The organism is Herpetosiphonaceae bacterium, assembly GCA_036374795.1.
In the GTDB taxonomy this organism is placed as follows: Bacteria; Chloroflexota; Chloroflexia; order Chloroflexales; family Kallotenuaceae; genus LB3-1.
In genome coordinates this window covers 1-17136 of record DASUTC010000148.1, presented here as the reverse complement: position 1 = coordinate 17136, position 17136 = coordinate 1, and the positions used below count along the sequence as shown (strand labels likewise).

Genomic DNA, 17136 nt, shown 5'->3' with positions numbered 1-17136 from the left:
GAAGGAGCAGCCATGATCATTCGTAGTCGCGCGCCCGTCCGCATCGATCTTGCGGGTGGCTGGACCGATGTGCCGCCGTTCGCCGATCGCGAGGGCGGCGCTGTCGTCAACATGACTCTCAACCGCTATACCTACGCCACGCTGCGCACACACTCTGGTACGGGCGTGCGCATCCAATCGGCTGATTACAACGCCTACGTCGAGGCGGAGGCCGTGCGGCGGCTAGAGTACGACGGCACGCTCGATCTGGTCAAGGCGGCGCTCAAGCGGCTGGACATCGATGTCGGGCTGGATCTGACGACTCGCGCGGATGCGCCGCCCGGCTCCGGACTCGGCACCTCGGCGTCGCTGGGCGTCGCGCTGGTCGGTGTGCTCAACGTCTTACAGGCCGAGCGACTTTCGGCGCACGAGGTGGCCGCGCTGGCGACGCGGCTGGAGGTCGAGGAGCTAGGGATCGCCGGAGGAAAGCAGGATCAACTGGCGGCGGCGCTCGGCGGCATCAATTTTCTGGAGTTTGGCGCGCATCCGCCGATCAGCAGCCCGCTGCCCGTCAGCGCGGGCGTGATCAACGAGCTTGAGAAGCGGCTGGTGCTCTGCTACAGCGGCACGTCGCGGCTTTCGGGCGATATTATCCAGCGCGTCCAGCACGTCTATGTCAGCGGCGAGCCCGCCACGTGCCACGCCCTGCGCACGATGCGCGATATTGCGCGGCGCGTCAAAAGCGCGCTGCTGTCGGGGTCGCTCGACGAGCTGGGGCCGCTGCTGCGCGAGAACTGGGCCTGCCAGCGGGCGCTCCATCCAACAGTGACCAACGCGACTGTCGATCGGCTCTTCACGATCGCCGAGCAGCACGGCGCGCTGGGCGGGAAAGCGTGCGGCGCTGGCGGCGGCGGCTGTATCGTCTTCTTCTGCGAGGCCGATGCCGAGCGCGCGGTGCGGGTGGCGCTCACCGAGGCGGGCGGCCAGATCATCGATTTCAACATCGATCGCTATGGCTTGCAGACCTGGCGGATCGACGAAGGCAGCGGACGAGTGCTGTCGTAGCCTCGGCGGCGCATCGGCTGTTGGACCGGGCGCAGTAGGGCGCGTGGCGTCAGCTTAGCTGAAGACCCAACACGGACGCCCGTCGGACAGGCTACTCGCCGCGCGCAGTACGAGGCCAGCCTCTCGGAATAGGCCAGCTTGCCGTGTTTCCTGCTGGCTGATCGTGAACACGATACAGTCAAAGGCCCAGTCGGTCGCCAGCCATTCACGCAGGGTAGCCAATAGATGCGTGTCGAGATCGCTCGCTAGCGCCGATGTGCGGACCCAAAACCCTACGTTGGCGGGATAGGCCGCGTCGGCGCACAGCGCAGCGATCTGCGTCTCTGGCGGCATGATATAAACGCAGCCGAGGCACATGGTCCCAGGCGGGTCCAACACGGTAAACGTAAACGCCTCCCGCGCACGATGCTCTCGCTCATGCGCCTGTAGGCCCTCACGATTTTGCGCCAGCGTGAATTCGTCGGAAGGCCAGTTCCGCCCACTCCAGCGGCGCAGTTGCTCAGCGCTCGACATTACCGCGTCGTAGTCAAGCGCGGCGTCAGCGGCCCGTAGAGGACGGAGCCACAGACGATCCGTGCGCTTTTCCTCAGGCACCGGGGAAGCTGCGGGGTAGAATTTCATGTGCTCTCAACTCCAGTACGGGAAGCGTGCGGTGCGAGGTATGCCACAGGCAGAGCGCGGCATAGACGCCCTGCCTGTGATACCGAGAATCAATGTTCTCGCACTCTGTTCTGACTAGCTACTCCGGCTTCTCCAAAATCGCGGCGTAGTAGCCCAGGCCAACGCCTTCATAATCTTCCTCGGTGATATAGTCCGGCGGCAGCCCCAGAAAGTCCTGAAGCGACACCAGCCCGTTCGGAGGAAGCTGCCAGGGCTCGCTCAGCGCGATCGACTCCTCCAATGAGTAGAGCCAGAAGGGCGATCCCGCCTGGCGGAACATGTCGAGGAACTGCTCCATACGCGGTGTCATCAGACCCGGCGCTTTGGTTTCGTAGGTGATGTAGAGCTTCGAGCCGGGAGCCGCCCAATCATACAGGTCGTGAAACAGCCGTCGAATCTCATCGGGCGAGAGGAAGACGGTGATCCCGTTGAGGCCGAAGGCAACGCGCCGCTCGCCGCCCAGGAAGTCGCGCACCTGCGGCGACTCAAGCAGCGACCGCGCCTCGCGTATGTCGTGGTTCAGATAGAGCACGTTCGGCAGATGCCCGACCATCTGCTGCGCCTGGGCGTAGGTGTAGGGATCGAGATCCGAGTAGACGATCTTGGCGTCCGGCAGCACATGGTGGATGTGATCGTCGGTGGGCAGCCCCGAGGCGAAGTCGATAAAATGGGTAAAGCCTTCGTCCCAGAGCTGCCTGGCAGCCTGCTGAAGGAAATCGCGCAGCATCCTGACCCACTTGGGCGTTGAGGGCACGAGCGAGAACATATACTCAGCGGCAGCCCGGTCGGCAGGGAAGTTGTGCGTGCCGCCTAAGGTGTAGTTGTAGATTCGGGCAGCATTTGGGGCTTCAGGTGGGTTGGGCGTTTCCATCATCTGGCACTCCTTCTCGTGGTGCACGTGGCGATGAGACTCTCAGGCCCAGGAGCAAATCCTGGGCTGGGCGGCGATCTTCGACGTAATGATGCGTGCGAGTATAGCATGAAACGCGGGCCGCAGCCGCGAAACATGATTTTCAGAGCCGCTGCATCACATAGATTTTGGCGAACTGTCCCAGCAGTTGGACATTGTAGCTGTCCCGGATCTTCAGCTTCTTCCCCCGTTGCAGTGCAAACATAAACGCGCGCTGGTCGCTGGTGAGAGCGACGAGCCGCGCTGCGGGTCGCAGCACACGGACCATCTCTTTCAGAAAGGCGGTATACAGCTCGCGGTTCTCGCCCGGCGTGCCGATCTGCTTGCCGAAGGGCAGATTGACCGCCGCCGCGCTGACGGACTCCGACTCGATCGGCAGGCTGCGCACGTCCCACTGGCGCACGGTGATCGGCTTGTAGCGCGGGCCGATATTGCGCAGCGCGACCGCTACGGCGTCTGAGCGGATGTCGCCGCCCAGAAGCAACTGATAGCGCGCTATCGTCGCCCGCTCGATCAGGATCGTCCCCGCGCCGCACATTGGATCTAAGAATACATCGTCATCTACGGGCTGTGTGAGCCAGACCAGCGCGGCGGCGGCGGACGGACGCAGCGAGGCTGGAAGGTGCTCAAGCTTATAGTCGCGATGCCGCATCTGCTCATCGCTGAGCCGCAGCGCCAGCAGCGCCTCGCCCGGAAACAGCGTCAGCCAGAACTCGATCGCGCCCTCGTTCTCCAGGCGCCATTTGTAATCGGCGCGCGCCGCGAAGCCCCGCTCGACGGCTTGCTGCGCGTCCACGCGGCGGTAGGCGGCCTGCTCAAGCTGCCGCGTGATCACCCGAAAGCGGACCTTTCCGCCGATCTTGCGGCCCGGCTTGACCTGCCGTGCCAGGTTCAGCGCCGCCTCGACCGTCGCCGCGCGTGACACCGCCCGCTCCAAGACCTGCAAGCCCTGGAACGTTCGCGGCAGGTCTGCGATGGTCGCAACTACCACAAACAGATCCTCGATCGTTCGCAGATCAAAGATCTTCTGCGGCGGCCCGTCGTACTCAAACAGCACTATCCCGTTCTTATCGCCGACGCGGCGGGTGCCGCGCAGTGCTACTCGTTCGAGACGCTGCTCGATCTCCTGGGCGGCAATCGCCTCAAAGCCCGGCTGTGTCTGGACTACATAGAATGGTCGCATGTGCTCTGTTTCGAGTTTCAAGTTTCAAGTTTCGAGTTCCGAGTTTCCTGCCCTTGGTTCTCGGCTCTTCCCTTTGTTCTTTCGTTCCTGGCCCGACGGCGCATTAACGATAGCATAAATCGTACTCCCAGCATCAATCGCCGCGCACTGCCTGCGGCTACGCTGCACAGCGCGCAATGTTTGACCACATCCGCAAGGCTTCGTATAATCTTCCCCGTGTATGCTGCACCAGCGCCCTACCGACCCGAATTATGGCAAAAGCTCCAACAATTCATGATATTGCGCGCGCCGCGAATGTCTCGCCCAGCACCGTCTCTCGCGTGCTGAACGGCGGCACGCCCGTAACGCCGCAGAAGCGGGCAGCGGTGCTTGCTGCGATCACCGCGCTGAACTTCAAGCCCAATCCGGTGGCGCGCGGCCTGGCACGCGGCAAGTCGATGGCGATCGGCGTGCTGACGCAGAGCATGGCGAGTCTGTATTACGGCGAGCTGGCGCAGGGTATCGATCAGGGGTTGCATGGCGGGCTGTACCACCCGGTCTATGCTACAGGCCAATGGCGCGTCGACGACGAGCTGGCGGCGCTTCACCTGCTGCTTGAGCGGCAGGTCGACGGGCTGATCGTCCTGGGCGGCGGTCTGCCCGATGAAACGCTGCGCTCGATCGCCGATCAGGTGCCGCTGATCGTCGTCGGGCGGGTGATCGCCGGTCTTGAAGCGCACTCGCTCAGCGTCGAGAACCATGCGGGCGCGTACCGCGCGACGCGCTATCTGGTCGAGCTGGGCCATCACCGGATCGCGCACATCACCGGCATTCTGTCCCACATCGACGCGCTTGAGCGCCGCGAGGGTTACTGTCAGGCGCTGCGCGACTCCGGCCTGGAGGTCGATGAGCAGCTTATTGTCGAGGGAGCCTTCACCGAGCAGAGCGGTCTGCTTGCCGCCGAGGCGCTGCTGGGACGCTCCGCCCGCTTGACGGCGGTGTTCGCGGCGAACGATCAGATGGCCTATGGCGCGCGGCTGGCGTTTTACCGGCGCGGGCTGCGCGTGCCCGAAGACATCTCTTTGATCGGCTTCGACGATCTGCTTAGCTCAGCCTACGCCACGCCGCCGCTCACCACCGTGCGTCAGCATATGGTCGACCTCGGACGGGCCGCTGCCGAAGGTATGCTGCGGCTGCTCGACGGCCAGCCTCCTAGCCTGCCGCAGTTCCCCACCGACCTGATCGTGCGCGAGTCGGCAGCGCGCTGCCGCTGATCGATCAGCTTTCCTGCTTGACATCATCCGCGCATGGGTATATAGTTGCTTTAACTTCTGAAACCGCTTTCAAAGGTAAACACAGCGCCAATCTTCAACTGTCAGGCACTCGATCTCGACGTTGGGCGGCATCATCCGGTGTGACTGGCCCGCGTGCCCAACGAGTAGCGCGGCGCGTCGGAGCGAGTGTGCCGCTGCGACCATCGACAACCAGGGACCAAAGGAGGTCAGGATGAGCGTTCCAAGACCGTTGCTGATACTCTTGCTGCTCGTCATCAGCCTTGGCGGGCTAGCCACACCCCGAACATCCGCAACGCCGCTGCACGAAGCGACGCCGCGCGTGGTCGAGGACTTTGCCGCTGCGCTCCGCTCCGGCTACAACAGCGACGGCATTCCGATCGGCTGGTTTACCGCCCAGGATGGCGGCAGCACGGTAGCTTTTGCGCGGACAGACGCTCTACCCGCGCCGGTGCCCGGCCTGCCGCAGCCCAACCACGCCTTGAAGATGGACTTCAGGGTCGCGGCCTACGGCGTGGTGATCCACGGCTTCGAGAACGACGCGCTCAATACCTGGGTATCGCAGGACTGGAGCGCCTACGGGGGTCTGGCGTTCTGGGTCTATGGCGGCAACAGCGGCACCGATCTCTTCGTCGATCTGATCGATAACCGCAATCCAGGCTCGACCCGCGACGACGCCGAGCGCTTTACCGTCACTTTCAAAGACAATTTTAGCGGCTGGAAATACCTTGAGTTTCCGTTCGACAGCTTTGTGCGCAAAGAGATTGGCAACGGCGCGCCCAATGACGGCCTGACGCTGACGGAGGTGCATGGCTGGGCCTTTGGCGCGCTCACCACGACCGGCACGCAGACCTACTATCTGGATCAGCTCACGCTCTACGGCACCGCGCCAGTGCGACCGCTGACGGTCGGCTTTACCAGGAGCAGCTATGATGTCGTCGAGGGGCATATCGCGCGGGTCACGGTGAAGCTGAGCAAGGCCAGCGACAGCGCCGTCACGATCCGCTACACGACCGCCCCAGGCTCGGCTCAGGCGCAGCGCGACTATACGCCCGCCTCCGGCACGCTCACCTTCGCGCCCGGCGTTCTTCAGCAGACGTTCACCATCGCCACGCACGACGACACGAAGTACGAGGGCGACGAGAGCGCGCTGCTACAGCTTGACAATCCCGGCGGCGCGGAGCTTGGCCTGCCCAGCGCGGCGCGGCTGAATATTCAAGAGAACGACGCCTACGATCCGGCGCTGCTGGACGATTTCGAGAGCGCGCCCTACCTCTTCGATCTGCGCCGGAACGTCGCGCTGGAGCGCAGAGAGATTCCGGCGGGATCGACGCTGGCGCTGCCGGGGCAGGATGCGTACGAGGGCGTGCTTGCGGCCACATCGTCAGCGCCCGGACCCTCATCATTCAGCTTCGGGCGGCGCTTCGCGCTCGGCGAGGATTGGAGCGCCGGGCGCGGGCTGAGCTTCTGGTACTACGGGCAGAACAGCGGGCGCAAGCTCAAGGTCGGGCTGCTCGACAACCAGGCCGCCGATCCCGGTCCGTCGGGCTGGCAGCTTGCCTGGAGCGACGAGTTCAACGGCCCCGCAGGGACGCCGCCCGATCCGGGCACCTGGACCCACGAGATCGGAGACGGCACGGTCAACGGTATTCCGGGCTGGGGCAATAGCGAGCTGCAATACTACACCGACAGCGCCGAGAACGCCGCGATGGATGGCGACGGCAATCTGGTGCTCAGCGTCAAAGAGACAGGCGAACAGTCGGCGCTGCGCTGCTACTACGGCCCGTGCAAGTACACGTCGGCTCGTCTGATCTCCTCGGACAAAGCCGAGTTCGCCTACGGGCGCGTAGAGGCGCGCATTCGCGTGCCGCGCGGCGCGGGACTATGGCCCGCGTTCTGGATGCTTGGCACCGACATCGAGCGCGTGGGCTGGCCGCAGACGGGCGAGATCGACATCATGGAGCACGTGGGCCGCGCGCCCTACCGCGTCTTCGGGACGATCCACGGGCCGGGCTACTCCGGCGGCGAGAGCTTCGGCGATGTCTATGATTTTGCCGAGCCGGTCGCCGAGCGCTACCACACCTACGCGGTCGAGTGGCAGCCCACCAAGATCGTCTGGTACGTCGACGGCATCAAGTATCACGAGGCCGATCCGGCGGATGTCGCGCCCGATCAGTGGGTTTTCAATCATCCGTTCTTCCTGATCCTCAACGTCGCGGTCGGCGGCAACTTCGGCGGTCCGGTCGGCGGCGACACGACCTTCCCGCAGATGATGAACGTCGATTACGTGCGTGTGTACCAGGGCGTGGACACGGCGGAGCGCTTTGAGTCGTCGTTCACGGATAATTTCTCAGGCTGGCGGCGGGTTGTGCTGCCCTTCTCGTCGTTTAGCCGCAGCGCGGAGCAGCCCGCTGGCGCGCCCGACGACGGCCTGACGCTCACGAGCGTGTGGGGCTACACCTTCGAGGTGCCCGGCGGCGTGCGCGCGCCGGTGCTGATCGATCAGGTGCGCGTGCAGCAGGCATGTGCCGACGAGATCATCGTCAGCAGCGCAGCCGATCGCGGCGCTGGCACGCTGCGACAGGCGCTTCAAGATGTCTGCCGCCGGGGAACGATCGGCTTCGTGCCCGGCCTCGCCAACGCGACGATCGCGCTCGACTCGGCATCGCTGACGCTGACCCGCGATGTAACGATCGACGGCGGCGCTTCGCCGGGACTCACCATCAGTGGCGGCGGCACGCTGCGTCCGCTGGTGATCGATCCCAGGGTCAATGCGACCATCCGCAGCCTGACGATCGCCGATGGCTACGGCTATGAGCTATCCGGCGGCATTCTCAACAACGGCACGCTGACGCTCGATCATGTGATCGTCGCCGGGAATCGTGTTACCACCAGTGGAGCCGACTACTGGAAGGGCGGCGCGGGCATCTATAGCGGTCGCTACAGCACGCTGCGGGTGCTCGACAGCACGATCCGCCAGAATCAGACGCAGGGCGCGGACGGCGGCGGCCTCTACTCGTTCTTCGATACGCTTGTCACGATCGAGCGCAGCACGATCGCCGCGAACACGAGCACCAACGTGGGCGGCGGGCTGCGCTCTCTAGGTGACGTGGCGATCCTCAACAGCACGATCAGCGGCAATATCTCGACGGGCTGGCATGGCGGCGCGCTCTTCCACACCGATGGCGCGATGCGGATCGCGTACTCGACCATCGCCAACAACTCGGCTCCGGCTGGCACGACCGGCGGCATGTTTGTCGGGACGTTTACCGAGGGCAGCCCCAGCCTGACGCTCGCCAGTACGATCGTCGGCGGCAACAGCGGCGCGCAGTGCTTCGCCGGGCGCTTCGGCGCTGGCGCGGTTACGCTGATCTCAGGTGGACATAATCTTTCGAGCGACGCAAGCTGCGCGCTGACGGGCACGGGCGATCGGGCGGGCGTCGATCCGCAGCTCGGCGCGCTGGCCGACAACGGCGGTCCGACGCTCACGCACGCGCTGCTGAGCGGCAGCCCGGCGCTCGACGCCGCCGATCCTGCGGCGTGTCCGCCGACCGATCAGCGGGGCACGCCGCGACCACAGGGTGCCGCGTGTGACATCGGCGCGTTCGAGCGCTGATCGCGGGGCAACGCAGCGACGACCGGCATGTGCGGGGCTGGCGCGTCCATCGCGTCGCTCAGCGCATGCCGGTCACTTCGTAGCGCCCGCTCCAGAAGATCGCGTAGATTGCCAGGATTGCAAGGCAGGCGGGCACAAAGACGACGTAGGAGAGCGCTTCGAGGCCCAGCGCGACCAGCAGAAAAACCGCAACCGGCCAGCAACCGGCCAGGATGTTCACGCACAGGAACGACAGCAGCGCGACCGCGCCGTCCCGTAGAAAGGTCCGCTCACTCTCCGCCTCGATGCCCCACGACCAATAGTGGTAGCGGTCAAAGCCGGACTCAAACGCCGTCTGATAGCTCGCGCTGTGACGCGGCACCCACAGAATGCGCGTGCCGAGCGCGCTGCCCACGCGCGCGCGCACGATCGGATCGACGACCCGAAAGTACAGCCGCGACCACGCGAAATAGCCGACGACGGCTGCGATAGCGAAGGCGGCCTGCCATGAGAGCGGCCACGCTGCGGTGATCAGTTGCTCGAAGAACTGGCGCTCTGCGTCGGTCATAAGCCTCTGCATCCTCAAAGATTTGTCCGAAGTCGCGTCCAATGATAGCCGATACGCCGACGATTGGAAAGGTATGCACCGCTTCATCGGCACTTGCACGGTTAGACGACGACCAGCACAAGTGCTAGAATGGGGCTGGATAGCTCGTGCGCCGACAGGCTGGGAGTAGGGCGCGCCTTCCGCACGTCTTCTCACTCCCAAAAGGTGCTTGATCTTGCGCCAGCAAGGAGAAGGAGCAGCGTATGGCTACGCATGAACTTGCAGGAAAACCAGCCCGCGACGATCAGCTTGTCAACGTTCCCCAGCTCATCACCGCCTACTACACCCACACGCCAGATCCAGCGCAGCCCGATCAGCTCGTCGCGTTCGGCACGTCGGGACATCGCGGCTCGTCGCTGCACGCCTCCTTCAACGAGGATCACATCCTGGCGATCTGCCAGGCGATCTGCGAGCATCGGGCCGCCAGCGGCATCGACGGGCCGCTCTACCTGGGCATGGATACGCACGCGCTCTCGGAGCCAGCCCACGCCACCGCCGTCGAGGTCTTTGCCGCCAACGGCATGAACATCGTGATTCAGCAGGGCCAGGGCTACGCGCCAACGCCCGTAATCTCACACGCGATCTTGACCTACAACCGGGGCCGGACGGACGGCCTGGCCGACGGCGTGGTGATCACGCCATCGCATAATCCGCCGGACGATGGCGGCTTCAAGTACAACCCGCCCAGCGGCGGACCTGCGGACACCGAGACAACAGCGCTGATCCAGCGCCGCGCCAACGAGCTGCTGCAACAGCGCCTCGCCGGAGTCAGGCGCATGCCCTTCGCGCGGGCGCTCAAGGCCGACACGACCCACGAGGCCGATCTGATGACGCCCTACGTCGAGGATCTGCGCAACGTGATCGATATGCAGGCCACGGCTGCCGCCGGTCTGAAGATCGGCGTGGACCCGATGGGCGGCGCGGCGGTGCGCTTCTGGGAGCCGATCGCCGAAACCTACGGCCTGGATCTTGAGGTCGTCAACCGGCGCGTCGACCCGACCTTCGCGTTCATGACGCTGGACAAAGACGGCAAGATCCGCATGGATTGCTCATCGCCGTACGCCATGGCAAGCCTGATCGGCCTCAAAGACCGCTTCGACATCGCCTTCGGCAACGATCCCGACGTCGATCGTCACGGCATCGTCACGCGCAGCGCCGGGCTGATGAACCCGAATCACTACCTGGCGGTCGCGATCTGGTATCTTTTTCAGCACCGCCGTGGCTGGCGCGCCGACGCAGCGATCGGGAAGACACTCGTCTCCAGCTCGATGATCGACCGGGTCGCCGCGCATCTTGGCCGTCGGCTGGCGGAGGTGCCCGTGGGCTTCAAGTGGTTCGTCGACGGCCTGCTCGACGGCAGCTACGGCTTCGGCGGCGAGGAGAGCGCCGGGGCGTCGTTCTTGCGCAAGGATGGAAGCGTCTGGACGACCGACAAAGACGGCATCATCCTCGATCTGCTGGCCGCCGAGATCACCGCCACCACGGGCCGCGACCCGGCGGAGCACTATCAGGCGCTGGAGGAGATGTTCGGCAGCCCGGTCTACGAGCGCATGGATGCGCCTGCCAGCCCGGCACAGAAGGCCGTGCTGAGCAAGCTCTCGCCCGAGCTGATCGCGGCGACCGAGCTGGCGGGCGAGCCGATCACGGCAAAGCTGACGCACGCGCCCGCGAACCAGGCCCCGATCGGCGGCCTCAAGGTGGTCACGGCCAACGGCTGGTTTGCCGCCCGACCGTCCGGCACGGAAAATATTTATAAGATCTACGCGGAGAGCTTCAAAGGCGCGGAGCATCTCAGGCAGATTCAGGATGAGGCCCAGGCGATCGTGTCCGCCGCGCTGCGAGCGGCAGGCGTCTAGCCTGCCGAAAGGCCGGGGCGAGGCCCCCACAGAATCTTCATTTCTAGGCTGGTACAGCCCGTGATGTGTCCGCAGGCGTTCCTTGAACATACACGAACGAGGCATGAGCTGGCCTGCTCTGGTCTATCGAAGGAGGACATACCATGCCGATCCATCCCTCCGCACCGACGCAGCTTGCGGCCTGGCAGGCGCTAGCGGAGCACTACCAGGCGATCCGTGATGCTCATCTGCGCGCGCTCTTCGCCGACGATCCCACGCGCGGCGAGCGTCTGACACTTGAGGCCGTCGGCCTGTACCTGGACTACTCCAAGAATCGCATCACCGATGAGACGATCCGGCTGCTGACGCGGCTTGCCGACGAGTGCGGCCTGCGCGAGCGCATCGACGCGATGTTTCGAGGCGAGAAGATCAACACAACCGAGGATCGGGCGGTGCTGCATGTGGCGCTGCGCGCTCCCAAGGGCGCGTCGATCGTCGTGGATGGCGTGAATGTGGTGCCTGAGGTCCACGCCGTGCTGGACAAGATGGCCGATTTCGCCGATCGGCTGCGGAGCGGCGCGTGGACCGGCTATACCGGCAGGCGTATTCGCAACGTCGTCAACATCGGCATCGGCGGCTCGGACCTTGGCCCGGTGATGGCCTACGAGGCGCTGAAGCACTACAGCGACCGCAGCCTGAGCTTCCGCTTCGTCTCCAACATCGACGGCACCGACTTTGCCGAGGCGACTCACGATCTCGATCCGGCTGAGACGCTCTGTATCGTCGCCTCGAAGACCTTCACCACGCAGGAGACGATGACCAACGCGCGCACCGCGCGGGAGTGGTGCCTGCGCGCGCTTGGCGATGATGCGGCGGTGGCGAAGCATTTTGTCGCAGTGTCGACCAATGCCAGGGAGGTGGCGAAGTTCGGCATCGATACCGCCAACATGTTCGAGTTCTGGGACTGGGTCGGCGGGCGCTACTCGATGACCTCGGCGATCGGCCTCTCGCTGATGATCGCGATCGGGCCGCAGCGCTACCATGAGATGCTGGCGGGGTTTCACGCCATGGACGAGCACTTTCGCAGCGCGTCCTTCGAGCGTAACCTGCCGGTGCTGCTGGGGCTGCTCGGCGTCTGGTACATCAACTTCTTCGACGCGCAGACCGTGGCGGTGCTGCCCTACGATCAGTATCTCAAGCGCTTCCCGGCCTATCTGCAACAGTTGACGATGGAGAGCAACGGCAAGTCCGCGCGGCTTGACGGCAGCTACGTCGACTATCAGACCGGCGCGATCTACTGGGGCGAGCCCGGCACCAACGGGCAGCACTCGTTCTATCAGCTCATCCACCAGGGCACCAGCCTGATCCCGTGCGATTTCATCGGCTTCTGCCAGACGCTCAACCCGCTGGGCAGTCATCACGATCTGCTGATGGCAAATTGCTTCGCCCAGACCGAGGCGCTGGCCTTCGGCAAGACCTCCGAGGCGGTGGCGGCGGAGGGCACGCCGGAGCGGCTGGTGTCGCATCGCACCTTCCAGGGCAACCGCCCCACGAACACGATCCTGGCGGATCGGCTGACGCCTGAGACGCTCGGCAAGCTGGTGGCGCTCTACGAGCACTGTGTCTTTACCCAGGGCGTGATCTGGCAGATCAACCCGTTCGATCAGTGGGGCGTCGAGCTGGGCAAGGCGCTGGCGAACAAGATCGTGCCTGAGCTTCAGGCGGCGGACGAGTCCCAGCTTGCGCACGATAGCTCGACCAACGCGCTGCTTCGGCGCTATCGTCGGCTCAGGGGCGCGGGCCGCTGAAATGATTGGATGGGTTTGGGCGGATGGCATACATCGCCGGGGCACGGCACCGCCGTGCCCCGGCGATTCGATCCCGATGATGGCGTGGAGATACATCACCCGGCCAGCGTCAGCAGCAGTTGCGCGCAGATGATCTTGGTGATCAGCGCCACGGGATACACCGCCGCGTAGCCCACATTCGGCTGATCGTCGCCGGTCTGCTCAAGCGCAAAGCCCAGCACCGCCGGCTGCGTTTGAAATCCGGCTACCATACCGATCAGCAGCCCGAACGGAATACGCAGCAGCCTGTAGCCGATCCACAGCAGCACCAGCGCCATCACCACCGTGATCGCCACGCCCGCGCCGAAGATCGTCAGCCCGCCGCCCTGCCGCAACGTCGTGACGAACGCATAGCCGGAGCGCGTGCCGATGCCTGCCAGAAACAGGATCAGGCCAAGCTGCCGCAGCGTCAGATTGGCGCTGTAGGGCAGATTCCACACCAGCGGCCCCGTACGCTCAAGCGCGCCCAGCGTCAGCGCCACGATCAGCGGCCCGCCAGCGAAGCCCAGCTTGATCTCGACGCCGCCCGGCAGCGGAATCGGGATCATCCCGACCAGCAGGCCGAGCGCCAGGCCGAGGTTGAACGTCAGAATGTCGATCTCACTCAGCGCCCGGTAGGAGTCGCCGAAGAAGTTGCTCACGCGCTGCATCATGTCGGGCCGCGCCACCACGCGCACCCGATCGCCCAGCTCCAGCACCGTCTCGCCCCGCGCCACAAACTCGCTGTCGCCGCGCCGCACCCGTGTGACGAATGCGTCGAAGCGCTGCGGCAGGTTGAGATCGCGCAGCCGACGGCCCGCGATCTCCGGGCTCGACACAAACACGCGCCGAAAGTCGAACTCGCTCCGATCGGCCTCCAGATGCTCGTCGGACACGCTGCCGAGCAGCCCTGTCACCGCCGCAACATCGTCGGCAGGCCCGATCACGCTCAGCCGATCGCCCGCCTTGAGCTGGGTCTGGCCGCTCGCCAGCATCAGCTTTCCGCCGCTGGAGAGCCGCCCAAAGGTGACATTCGCCGGATGTTGCGCCAGCAGCTCTTGAATCGTCCGGCCCACGGCCTCAGGACAGGTGATCACGATGGTCTGGTTGATGATCTGGCGCTCCTTGGCCGCGGCCTCGCCGCGAAGATCGATGCGCCACAGCGTACGCAGCACGCTGATTACCAGGATCATGCCGATCACGCCCATCGGATAGGTGATCGAAAAGCCTACCACCGGCTCGGCCAGGATCTGCTCGCGCAGATTGGCGGGCGCGCCCTCTCTGGCCGCTTCGAGCACGGCAGCCAGCGCGGCGGTGTTGGTCAGGCTGCCGGTGTAGACGCCTGCCGTCAGCCCCGGCGAGAAGTCGAGCAGCCGACCGAGCAGCAGCGTCAGCCCGGTGCCGACCAGCAGCAGCCCTGCGACAATGAGGTTATCGCGCAGCCCTTTGCTCCGCAGCGAGGTGAAGAACTGCCGCCCGCTGCTGATGCCGATCGTATAGACGAAGACCACCAGGCCAAGCTGGTACACCAGCTCCGGCAGCTTGAGATCGGGGTGGAGCGCGCCGAAGCCCAGGCCGACGAAGAGCACCGCCGCCACGCCCAGGCTGCTGCCGCCGATCGTGATGTGGCCGAGCGGATAGCCGATCGCCGCGACGAGAAACAGCAGCAGCAGTGGATTTTGAAGCAGAATATCGATCATACGCCTACCAAAGGCCCGTCGCCGCTGGCGCTAATACCAAAGAGGCGCGGAGCCGGGATCGACCCAGTCCTCAGCGCCTCGGCGGTTGGTCTGCACGACGATGCGGGCTATGCGCCGCTCGTCGCTACATGTAGCGGCCCTCGTCGTCGAAGCGAAAAAACTCCCAGTGCTCAGGCGAGCGCCACAGGCTCGATAGGGTCAGATCGCGGACCGAAACCAGCTCCTTGGGCAGCCGATCGTAGAGCTTGATGAACAGCGCTTCATGCGACACAAGCTCGGCGTTCCAGTGCTCGCGATCGATCGACATAAGCTGGGAGAACCGCTCGCGCCCAAAGCTCTCCAGGCCGGTCCAGTCCAGATCCTCGTAGCGCGGCATCCAGCCAAGCGGGCTTTCGATGCTGACGGCGTGGCCGTTGGCGCGCTCGACGATCCACTTCAGAACGCGCATGTTCTCGCCGAAGCCGGGCCAGATGAACGTGCCGTTCTGATCTTTGCGGAACCAGTTGACGCTAAAGATGCGCGGCGGGTTGGGGATCGTCCGGCCAAATTGCAACCAGTGGGTGAAGTAATCGGCCATGTGGTAGCCGCAGAACGGCAGCATCGCGAACGGATCGCGCCGCACCTGACCGGTAGCGCCAGCGGCAGCCGCCGTTGTCTCCGATCCCATCGTGGCCGCCAGATAGACGCCGTAGGGCCAGTTGAACGCCTGGTAGACCAGCGGCACGACGTTGCTGCGACGACCGCCGAAGACGAACGCTTTGATCGGCACGCCCTGCGGATTTTCCCAGTCGGCATCGATCGCCGGGTTCTGGCTGGCCGGAGCGGTAAAGCGCGCGTTGGCATGAGCCGACAGCCGACCCGATTCGGGCGTCCAATCCTGGCCGAGCCAGTCGATCAGATGCGCGGGAGGATCTTTGGTCATGCCCTCCCACCACACGTCGCCGTCGTCGGTCAGGCCAACGTTGGTGAAGATCGTATTGGCGCGGATGCTCTCCATGGCGTTCGGGTTGGTGTCGTAGGAGGTGCCCGGCGCAACGCCGAAGTATCCGGCTTCGGGATTGATCGCGTAGAGCTGCCCATCCTGGCCGGGCTTGATCCACGCGATGTCATCGCCGACGGTGGTAATCTTCCAGCCGTCGAACGATCCCGGCGGGATCAGCATCGCGAAGTTGGTCTTGCCGCAGGCGCTGGGAAAGGCCGCCGCAAGATAGGTTTTCTCACCGTCGGGTGCTTCGACGCCCATGATCAGCATGTGCTCGGCCAGCCAGCCCTCATCGCGGGCCATCACCGAGGCGATGCGTAGCGCGAAGCACTTTTTGCCCAGCAGCGCGTTGCCGCCGTAGCCGCTGCCGTACGACCAAATCGCGCGCTCTTCGGGGAAGTGGACAATGTACTTGTGCGTCTTGTTGCACGGCCAGGGCACATCGTGCTGGCCCGGCTCAAGCGGCATGCCCACCGAGTGCATACACGGAATAAACTCGCCGCTCTCGCCCAGCACGTCGTACACTGCCGCGCCCATGCGGGTCATGATCCGCATGTTCACCACCACGTACGGCGAGTCGGTCAGCTCGACGCCGATATGCGCGATCGGCGAGCCGAGCGGCCCCATGCTAAACGGCACGACATACATCGTGCGGCCTCGCATGCAGCCGTCGAAGAGCGTGTTGAGCGTCTCCTTCATCTCTCTGGGCGCTACCCAGTTATTGATCGGGCCTGCGTCGCCCTTGCTGATGCTACAGATAAAGGTGCGATCCTCCACGCGCGCAACATCCGAGGGGTCCGAGCGAGCCAGGAAGCTGTTCGGGCGTTTCTCTGGATTGAGCCGAATAAATGTGCCGGACTCGACGAGCCGCCCGCACATCGTGTCGTACTCCTGCTGTGAGCCGTCGCACCAGTACACATCGTCTGGCTTGCACAGCTCGACCATTCGCTCGACCCACTCGCGCAGCGCTGTGTTGCGAACATATGCTGGAGCATTCATACGCTTCTCCTCCTGCTGATCAATCCTTGCGTATCTTATCATTGCTAGCAACTGCCAGGATAGCAGCCCGCCCCGCCTGTCCCAGGAAGATTTGGCAACGTGTTGGGATGAAATCTTCATCTTGATGGCCTCAATTGAGGCGCTGTCGGTACACCAGAGTCCAACCGAATCGGTACGTATCCGGTAGAGGGCGTTCGCATGCCTCGTCGCACCCTGAGGCGCGGGGTATGGCGCCGGGTATCCGTGCAATCCGGCACTGAATCGCAAATTTGCAAGATTCTTGCGAGTCGCTTGACATATGCGATATGATAGGCTCATCCAAAAGATGACGAAATAGATGGACACATCCCGGCCCGCGCGTGGTCTTAGACGCGCCTCAACGCTCGCAAGCCGTCGTCGGCTCGCTCTCGTGCGCCGTTTGATTCGCGGCCCTGCCCTGACCGGCGACCTGTGCGCGGTGATCGCGGCAGATCTGCCGGGGTCCGATGCGTCGGCCCTGATGGCGGCGCTGCGCCACGATCTGC

11 protein-coding genes are annotated in these 17136 nt (G+C 64.5%); 5 read left to right on the top strand and 6 right to left on the bottom strand.

Annotation, left to right across the window (positions count from 1 at the left end; translation table 11 throughout):
• Window positions 1–12 precede the first annotated feature (12 nt).
• Window positions 13–1044, top strand: a complete 1032-nt coding sequence (locus VFZ66_10235; protein ID HEX6289560.1) for a hypothetical protein — start codon at window positions 13–15, stop codon at window positions 1042–1044.
• Between the two features lie 54 nt (window positions 1045–1098).
• Here the strand turns inward: VFZ66_10235 and VFZ66_10230 are convergent, their stop codons facing one another.
• The 3 genes from VFZ66_10230 to VFZ66_10220 form a co-directional block, all read right to left on the bottom strand.
• Window positions 1099–1665, bottom strand: coding sequence for a GNAT family N-acetyltransferase (locus VFZ66_10230; GenBank protein HEX6289559.1), 567 nt, complete (start codon window positions 1663–1665; stop codon window positions 1099–1101).
• Between the two features lie 118 nt (window positions 1666–1783).
• Entirely contained in the window at window positions 1784–2578 is a 795-nt protein-coding gene (locus tag VFZ66_10225; GenBank protein HEX6289558.1) for an SAM-dependent methyltransferase, read from the bottom strand.
• Between the two features lie 139 nt (window positions 2579–2717).
• The gene (locus VFZ66_10220; GenBank protein ID HEX6289557.1) at window positions 2718–3797 is read right to left on the bottom strand and encodes a hypothetical protein; all 1080 of its coding nucleotides are present in this window, start codon (window positions 3795–3797) and stop codon (window positions 2718–2720) included.
• 251 nt (window positions 3798–4048) lie between these two features.
• Between VFZ66_10220 and VFZ66_10215 the strand changes: the two genes are divergently transcribed.
• A complete protein-coding gene (locus VFZ66_10215) occupies window positions 4049–5050 on the top strand; it encodes a substrate-binding domain-containing protein (GenBank protein HEX6289556.1) in 1002 nt (333 codons plus the stop codon).
• 232 nt (window positions 5051–5282) lie between these two features.
• Window positions 5283–8684 (top strand): family 16 glycosylhydrolase, encoded by a 3402-nt coding sequence (locus VFZ66_10210; GenBank protein ID HEX6289555.1) that lies wholly within the window; start codon window positions 5283–5285, stop codon window positions 8682–8684.
• A 58-nt stretch (window positions 8685–8742) separates the two neighbouring features.
• On the opposite strand, the gene VFZ66_10205 is transcribed toward VFZ66_10210, so the two are convergent.
• Window positions 8743–9231 (bottom strand): hypothetical protein, encoded by a 489-nt coding sequence (locus VFZ66_10205; GenBank protein HEX6289554.1) that lies wholly within the window; start codon window positions 9229–9231, stop codon window positions 8743–8745.
• A 242-nt stretch (window positions 9232–9473) separates the two neighbouring features.
• Here VFZ66_10205 and pgm point away from each other — a divergent pair, with 242 nt between their 5' ends.
• Both pgm and pgi read left to right on the top strand, forming a co-directional pair.
• The gene (gene pgm, locus VFZ66_10200) at window positions 9474–11126 is read left to right on the top strand and encodes a phosphoglucomutase (alpha-D-glucose-1,6-bisphosphate-dependent) (GenBank protein HEX6289553.1); all 1653 of its coding nucleotides are present in this window, start codon (window positions 9474–9476) and stop codon (window positions 11124–11126) included.
• 143 nt (window positions 11127–11269) lie between these two features.
• Window positions 11270–12913, top strand: coding sequence for a glucose-6-phosphate isomerase (gene pgi / locus VFZ66_10195; protein HEX6289552.1), 1644 nt, complete (start codon window positions 11270–11272; stop codon window positions 12911–12913).
• 95 nt (window positions 12914–13008) lie between these two features.
• Here pgi and VFZ66_10190 read toward each other — a convergent pair whose 3' ends face one another.
• Both VFZ66_10190 and VFZ66_10185 read right to left on the bottom strand, forming a co-directional pair.
• Complete coding sequence (locus tag VFZ66_10190) at window positions 13009–14631, bottom strand: aspartate:alanine exchanger family transporter (protein ID HEX6289551.1); 1623 nt, start codon at window positions 14629–14631, stop codon at window positions 13009–13011.
• 124 nt (window positions 14632–14755) lie between these two features.
• Window positions 14756–16654: a phosphoenolpyruvate carboxykinase (GTP) gene (locus tag VFZ66_10185; GenBank protein HEX6289550.1), complete on the bottom strand. Its 1899-nt coding sequence runs from the start codon at window positions 16652–16654 to the stop codon at window positions 14756–14758.
• Between the last annotated feature and the right edge of the window lie 482 nt (window positions 16655–17136).